The following is a 7,200-nucleotide window of genomic DNA, read 5'->3' on the forward strand; positions in this document are numbered from 1 at the left end:
AAAACCACATTAACAGAATGAAGTTTGTACTTTTTACTTCTCTCATTACAAATGTACTTTTGCTACTTTACGTGCAAGCAAGAGGGATATACTCTTATGCCAAAGTCCATTTTCAATGGATCATTACTATTAAGCTCACAACTAGATAAAAAAACTATCATACCCATAGCAATAAATATTTTTTTCATATTGATACATTCCTTTGAGTGTAACTTCACATTAGTGGGTATTTATTATAACGACTTATCTTGACAAACAATGTTAACTTATCCCACAAAACCACATTAACAGAATGAAGTTTGTACTTTTTACTTCTCTCATTACAAATGTACTTTTGCTACTTTACGTGCAAGCAAGAGGGATATACTCTTATGAGTATAATTAATCTATATGGCTTATAACTATAGATAAAAGATATTTAGCTGTTATTTCAGCAGATTTTTGTTAAAATAATTAGCAAAATAGTAACAACTTAGTGATTCATTTGCCTCATTTTATCAATTCAAATGATTTTGATGGAATGATTTCAGGCACAAAACCCGAAATAGATAGTTTAAAGGAGTACGCAATGTCTTTCGAATTACCAAAATTACCTTATGCGTTAGATGCTCTTGAGCCACACATCTCTAAAGAAACTTTAGAATATCACTACGGCAAACACCACCAAACCTATGTAACCAATTTAAATAATCTGGTTAAAGGTACTGATTTAGAAAGCAAATCTTTAGAAGAAATCATCAAATCTACTGATGGTGGCATCTTTAATAATGCAGCTCAAGTATGGAACCACACTTTCTACTGGAACTGCTTAGCACCAAATGCAGGCGGCGCACCAACAGGAAAAATCGCTGATGCTATCAACAAAGCATTTGGCTCTTTTGAAGAGTTCAAAAAACAATTTAATGATGCGGCAGCTAAAAACTTCGGTTCAGGTTGGACATGGTTAGTTAAAAAAGCAGATGGTTCGATTGCAATTGTTAACACGTCTAACGCTGCAACTCCTGTTTCAGGCGAAGACAAACCATTGTTAACTGTTGATGTATGGGAACATGCTTACTACATCGACTACCGTAACGCGCGCGTTAAATATTTAGAAGAGTTCTGGGCATTGGTTAACTGGTCATTTGTTGAAGCTAACCTTGCTTAATTGAGCTTGATAATCAAAGGTGAGTGATTCAGATTCATTTTTAGTGATAAAATAACAAAGGGCCTCGAGCCCTTTGTTATATTCAGATATTCGATAATTTATTATTTAAATTGATCGGATAATCTATAAAGCAGTGATTAGAATAACATAGTCGAAAATAAAACGATCATAACAAGCGCTGCAACTGCTGTACTCAAACCAAATTTCAGATCCGTATCCATCTATTTCTCCCTCAAAATGATTATAATACACATTTTAACCATAACCTTGTCATGGTTAATTATTATCACATATCAATATTTGTTAAAATAGCGACCAGTGCACAATTTATAACATTGATTAATACTTTCACTTTTGAGCTAGATCATACAAAATTCACAGCTAATCGCTAAATTATTGCCAGTGTTTGCCCTATGTATGACTATACTGGCAGTCAAACCACAAAATTAGATAAAAGAGACCAATGAAGGTCAGGAGTTTTCCACACCATGGCAACAATAAAAGACGTGGCAAAACGCGCAGGCGTATCAACCACGACTGTTTCTCATGTGATCAACAAAACACGTTTTGTTGCTGAGAACACACGGGCAGCAGTTTGGGCCGCTATAAAAGAATTAAATTATTCACCTAGTGCCGTTGCGCGTAGTTTAAAAGTCAATCACACCAAATCTATTGGCCTGTTAGCCACGTCCAGTGAAGCCCCTTACTTTGCTGAAGTGATTGAAGCTGTTGAAAATAGTTGTTATAGCAAAGGTTACACACTGATTTTATGTAATTCACATAATAACCTTGATAAACAAAAAGCCTATTTAGCAATGCTGGCACAAAAACGTGTTGATGGATTATTAGTCATGTGTTCTGAATATCCCGATCACCTTCTGACTCTTTTAGAAGGCTATCGTAATATTCCAATGGTTGTCATGGATTGGGGTAAAGCGCGTGGCGACTTTACAGATACCATCATCGATAACGCTTTCCACGGTGGCTATATTGCGGGTCGTTATCTTATTGAGCGAGGTCATCGTGACATTGGTATTATTCCTGGTCCATTAGAACGTAATACTGGTGGTGGCCGATTACAAGGTTTTTTAAAAGCCATGGAAGAAGCAAAAATCACAGTAAAAGATGAATGGATTGTACAAGGCGACTTTGAGCCGGAATCTGGTTATAAAGCCATGTACCAAATGCTAAATCAAAAACATCGCCCTACTGCTGTTTTTTGTGGTGGTGATGTGATGGCAATGGGTGCGATTTGTGCAGCAGATGAACTTGGCCTACGTGTTCCTTTCGATATTTCTATTGTGGGTTATGACAATATTCGTAATGCTCGTTATTTTACACCGGCCCTAACGACCGTCCACCAGCCAAAAGAACGTTTAGGTCAAATGGCATTATCAATGTTGCTTGATCGCATCGTCAATAAACGCGAAGACGCCCAAACAATCGAAGTTCATCCACGATTAGTTGAGCGTCGTTCAGTCGCTGATGGTCCTTTTATCGACTACCGTCGTTAATTCATATTTATTCAACGACCTGATTTCTAACGAAGCCACTCCTCATTTAAGGTTTGGCTATCTCCAAGATAATCTAACAACCATGTTAAAGCGGGAGATTCACTTTTATCGACCCACGTCAGGCAGCATGGGCTGTCTGGCAATGGTTGTGCTAGTTGTAAAGTAACCAGCTTGCCTTGTTTAATTAAAGATTCAGCACGGTGCCAAGGCACCATTCCTACACATAATCCCGCTAACAAACATTCAAGCCCCATATCCCATGTTGGTACGACCATCCTGCGTTGGTTATTTAGCGCCCATGTGTCACGCTTTGGCAAACTGCGTGAGGTATCTTCTAAACATAAACTTGGATAAGGCCGCATTTCATCATCCGTTAATGGATGTTGTGCTTTTGCTAAAGGGTGATCAACATGACAAACGCAGCGCCACGGCATAAAACCCATATCTCTAAAGCTATAACGTTCACCAATTGGTGAGGCTCTTGTTGCACCAATAGCTAAATCAACACGCCCATTGACCAAGGAGTCCCATACGCCATTAAACACTTCAGGATAGACATACAGTTCAATATCAGGAAAATGACGATAGAAATCGAGAATAAGTTGTTGTGTTCTTTCTGGTTTTACAATGCCATCAACGGCTATACTAAACTGACCGCGCCACCCATTAGAAACTTGTTGACAAAGATGCCGAGTGTCATTCATTTTTTTGATAACAGATCGTGCTTCTTTGATAAAAATTTTACCTGCTTCGGTTAATTCTACATCACGGTGACGGCGTTCAAACAAGGGAACGGCAAGCCATTCCTCTAATTGCCGAACAGTGTAACTAACGGCGGATGGCACTCTGTGCAATTCTTGAGCAGCAGAACTAAAACTTCCTGTTCTTGCGACTGCATCAACAACTTCTAAAGAGTATTCTGACCACATAGAGTTTATTCCTTTGAAAATTTTTCACAGCATTAACCAAATATTCCCGTTTCACAAGTAAAATAAGTCTTCGTTACAATATATAAAATGTTCTACATCACATAGCATAGAAAATAAAATGAATTCTAAAACATCCACACAATCAAAAACACCTATGAGCTTTATGGTGTACCTAGCGGGTTTAAGTATGCTAGGTTACTTAGCTATTGATATGTATTTACCTGCATTTGGTATGATGCAGCGTGAACTCGCTATTAGCGAAGGGGCTATTAGTAATAGCTTAAGTATCTTTTTATTTGGCTTTGCTGTTGCTCAATTACTTTGGGGACCACTTTCTGACAAAGTCGGTCGTAAACCTATTCTTCTTATCGGTTTAAGCCTTTTCTCTTTAGGCTGCCTTGGTATGCTGTGGGTTGAAAGTGCAACTGGCTTACTGGCTATGCGCTTCCTACAAGCTTTCGGCGTCTGCTCTGCTGCCGTTATTTGGCAAGCTCTTGTTATCGACCGTTTTGATGAATCTCGCGCTCAGCATGTCTTTGCTTTAATTATGCCACTGGTTGCATTATCACCTGCACTTGCACCTTTAATCGGTGCATCGCTATTAGAGCACGGTGGCTGGCGTATGATTTTCATGCTGTTAATGGCAGTAACGTTAGTATTAATGCTACCGACATTAATGCTAAAAAACATTAAACAAAAATCAGTCACAGATGCGAACCAATCTTCTGCTTCATTTATCACTTTACTAAAATCGCCTCTCTATACAGGTAACGTATTAGTTTACGCTTCTTGTAGTGCAGGTTTCTTTGCTTGGTTAGCCGGCTCACCCATCATTCTTGAAAAAATGGGTTATTCGCCACAGGATATCGGTTTAAGTTATATTCCACAAACTATTGCATTTATGGTGGGTGGTTATGGTTGCCGTATTTTACTGTCAAAAATGACTGGTAAAACGTTACTACCACTGTTATTAATTGGTTATGCTGTCAGTATGACCGCCTTATACCTTGTTGCTAAATTTACGGAACCAACATTAACGACTATTTTAATTCCGTTCTGTATTATGGCCGCAATGAATGGTGCATCTTATCCAATCGCGGTATCTAATGCTTTATCCGCTTATCCTGAAATCAGTGGTAAAGCCGCTGCGTTACAAAATGCACTTCAATTGGGTCTTTGCAGCTTAGCCAGTTTTATTGTGTCTGCATTTATCAGCCAACAACCTCTGATTAACACCACTGCAATTATGGCGTTAACCGCAATCCCAATGGCTGTTGGCTACTTTATTCAGCGAAATAAATCTGTTATCAAACACACGGTTCAAACAGTAGAATAATCACCACCCTCCCTTTTAGGATTTATCTTAAAAAGGCCATTTTATAAAAAATGGCCTTTTTCTTTTCTAGAGAAAAACAATTTACATCTCTATACTTGCTTATACGCTGTAATAGCGTTTTATTTATTTTTCTTTCGGATTTTGAAACATTAAACAGATTATTTGCTGATTATGGCAGATTAGTTATTTTATTAATTCTATTCGTTCAATGCATTTTGAACACAATACCATTTTAATACTGTCAATCTGCACACATCCTTTTTTAGCTTTATGTTTCAAAACCCGCTTAGTTTACGCGGAGAGTATATGAGTACATCTTGTGTAGAAGAAGGCCGAAAGACCTCCAACGATCCTTTTAAAAAGATCGCAATAGAACTGTTAGCTCACGCTGATATTCGAGTTAATGGCTCAGAACCTTATGATATTCAGGTTCACAATCAGAATTTTTATAAAAGAGTATTACAGCAAGGCTCATTAGGTCTCGGCGAAAGTTATATGGATGGTTGGTGGGATTGTGAGCGACTGGATATATTCTTTCATAAAGTTTTACGTGCTGGTCTTGAAGATAAGCTCCCACAAAACCTACATGATATTTTTAAGATTGCAACAGCCCGCCTTTTTAATCTACAAACACAAAAACGCGCATGGATGGTAGGTAAAGAGCATTACGATCTTGGTAATGACCTATTTACTGCCATGCTTGATCCTAATATGCAATATTCCTGTGGTTACTGGAAAAATGCAGATAATTTAGACCAAGCCCAAGAGCATAAATTAGATTTAATTTGCCGAAAATTAGATTTAAAACCAGGTATGACCTTATTAGATATTGGCTGTGGCTGGGGTGGACTTGCCGCTTATGCCGCAAAACATTTTGGAGTTTCTGTCACTGGGGTCACTATTTCTGTTGAACAGCAGAAATTAGCACAAGCACGATGCCAAGGACTTGATGTTAATATTATTTTAGAAGACTATCGTGATTTGCATGAACAATTTGATCGTATCGTTTCTGTCGGTATGTTTGAGCATGTTGGCCCTAAGAATTACGCCACTTATTTTGATGTCGTTCGCCATAATTTAAAAGAAGATGGTCTGTTTTTATTGCACACCATAGGTTCTAATCGCGATAAAGTGAATGTAGATAGCTGGATAAGCAAGTATATTTTTCCTAATGGATGTTTACCATCTATTCAAAAAATTGCTCATGCAATGGACAATAAATTTGTGATGGAAGATTGGCATAACTTTGGTGCTGATTACGATAAAACATTAATGGCGTGGTATCAGCGTTTTTTAGCTTGTTGGCCAGATATTGAATCTAACTACACTCCGCGCTTTAAACGTATGTTTAGCTATTACCTTAATGCCTGTGCGGGTGCATTTCGCGCTAGAGATATCCAGTTATGGCAAATAGTACTCAGTCCTAAAGGCCAGATCGGCGGTCTACAGATCCCGCGTTAATTATTCTTTTGATAAAAAGAGAAAAGCCAGTTTGATTGACAAACTGGCTTTTTCTTTGGCTATCTGTTCAGAACAACAACATTAATTATGTGAAATTTATTCTTCATTGCTAAGTTGTTGTGCTGCTAATAAAGCTTGTTGCTGCGCTTGTTGTGCCATAACACGCTCTACAGTATCGACAATCGCTTGAGTTTGAGGGTCAAGCTCAATATTGACTTTATCACCAAGGCGTTTACAACCCAATGTTGTTCTATCGCGCGTTTCTGGTATTAAATGAACACAAAAACGGTTATTTACGACATCGCCCACAGTGAGGCTGATCCCATCAATACCAATAAAACCTTTATGTAAAATGTACTTCATTAATGCTTTATCAAAAATACGAAACCAAATTTGTAAATTATTTTCTGACGTAATGATTTTGGCAACTTCAGCCGTTGTTACAATATGACCAGACATCACATGGCCACCAATTTCATCACCATACTTAGCCGCTCTCTCAATATTTACTTCGGAGCCGACCTTTAATTCACCAAGGTTAGTTAAACGTAATGTCTCTTTCACTAAATCAAAGCTAATCTGTGTACCTTCAATTTTAGTGACCGTTAAACAGCAACCATTATTTGCAACAGAAGCACCTGTCTCTAAATTGCTGACTAACTCTTTGGGTAATTCAATGATATGGGTACGAAAATCGCCTTTATCTTCGATAGCAATACAGAAGCACCTGTCTCTAAATTGCTGACTAACTCTTTGGGTAATTCAATGATATGGGTACGAAAATCGCCTTTATCTTCGATAGCAATACGCTTC

7 protein-coding genes are annotated in these 7,200 nt (G+C 38.0%); 4 read left to right on the forward strand and 3 right to left on the reverse strand.

The window, feature by feature from the left end; genetic code table 11:
- The first annotated feature begins 568 nt into the window (after positions 1 to 568).
- Complete coding sequence (sodB, locus tag BHE89_RS06020) at positions 569 to 1,147, forward strand: superoxide dismutase [Fe] (RefSeq protein ID WP_069369305.1); 579 nt, start codon at positions 569 to 571, stop codon at positions 1,145 to 1,147.
- 137 nt (positions 1,148 to 1,284) lie between these two features.
- On the opposite strand, the gene cydH is transcribed toward sodB, so the two are convergent.
- The gene (gene cydH / locus BHE89_RS26940; RefSeq protein WP_103004765.1) at positions 1,285 to 1,368 is read right to left on the reverse strand and encodes a cytochrome bd-I oxidase subunit CydH; all 84 of its coding nucleotides are present in this window, start codon (positions 1,366 to 1,368) and stop codon (positions 1,285 to 1,287) included.
- 267 nt (positions 1,369 to 1,635) lie between these two features.
- Between cydH and purR the strand changes: the two genes are divergently transcribed.
- A complete protein-coding gene (purR, locus tag BHE89_RS06030) occupies positions 1,636 to 2,661 on the forward strand; it encodes an HTH-type transcriptional repressor PurR (protein ID WP_023582340.1) in 1,026 nt (341 codons plus the stop codon).
- A gap of 26 nt (positions 2,662 to 2,687) precedes the next feature.
- Here purR and punR read toward each other — a convergent pair whose 3' ends face one another.
- Positions 2,688 to 3,590 carry a DNA-binding transcriptional activator PunR gene (punR, locus tag BHE89_RS06035; RefSeq protein WP_069369306.1) on the reverse strand — a complete coding sequence of 301 codons (903 nt, stop codon included), beginning with the start codon at positions 3,588 to 3,590 and terminating at the stop codon, positions 2,688 to 2,690.
- A 118-nt stretch (positions 3,591 to 3,708) separates the two neighbouring features.
- On the opposite strand from punR, the gene punC reads away from it, so the two are divergent.
- Entirely contained in the window at positions 3,709 to 4,926 is a 1,218-nt protein-coding gene (punC, locus tag BHE89_RS06040; protein ID WP_069369307.1) for a purine nucleoside transporter PunC, read from the forward strand.
- A 306-nt stretch (positions 4,927 to 5,232) separates the two neighbouring features.
- Positions 5,233 to 6,387 (forward strand): cyclopropane fatty acyl phospholipid synthase, encoded by a 1,155-nt coding sequence (gene cfa / locus BHE89_RS06045; RefSeq protein WP_069369308.1) that lies wholly within the window; start codon positions 5,233 to 5,235, stop codon positions 6,385 to 6,387.
- A 96-nt stretch (positions 6,388 to 6,483) separates the two neighbouring features.
- Here the strand turns inward: cfa and BHE89_RS06050 are convergent, their stop codons facing one another.
- Positions 6,484 to 7,104 carry a riboflavin synthase subunit alpha gene (locus tag BHE89_RS06050; protein WP_128860350.1) on the reverse strand — a complete coding sequence of 207 codons (621 nt, stop codon included), beginning with the start codon at positions 7,102 to 7,104 and terminating at the stop codon, positions 6,484 to 6,486.
- Positions 7,105 to 7,200 lie beyond the last annotated feature (96 nt).

The sequence above is a fragment of the Shigella sp. FC1967 genome, from assembly GCF_001743005.1.
GTDB lineage: Bacteria > Pseudomonadota > Gammaproteobacteria > Enterobacterales > Enterobacteriaceae > Proteus.

Coding starts and splice junctions, on each gene's coding strand:
- purR (WP_023582340.1), top strand. CDS start 1,636: ATGGCAACAATAAAAGACGTGGCAAAACGCGCAGGCGTATCAACCACG.
- cfa (WP_069369308.1), top strand. CDS start 5,233: ATGAGTACATCTTGTGTAGAAGAAGGCCGAAAGACCTCCAACGATCCT.
- sodB (WP_069369305.1), top strand. CDS start 569: ATGTCTTTCGAATTACCAAAATTACCTTATGCGTTAGATGCTCTTGAG.
- punR (WP_069369306.1), bottom strand. CDS start 3,590: ATGTGGTCAGAATACTCTTTAGAAGTTGTTGATGCAGTCGCAAGAACA.
- punC (WP_069369307.1), top strand. CDS start 3,709: ATGAATTCTAAAACATCCACACAATCAAAAACACCTATGAGCTTTATG.
- cydH (WP_103004765.1), bottom strand. CDS start 1,368: ATGGATACGGATCTGAAATTTGGTTTGAGTACAGCAGTTGCAGCGCTT.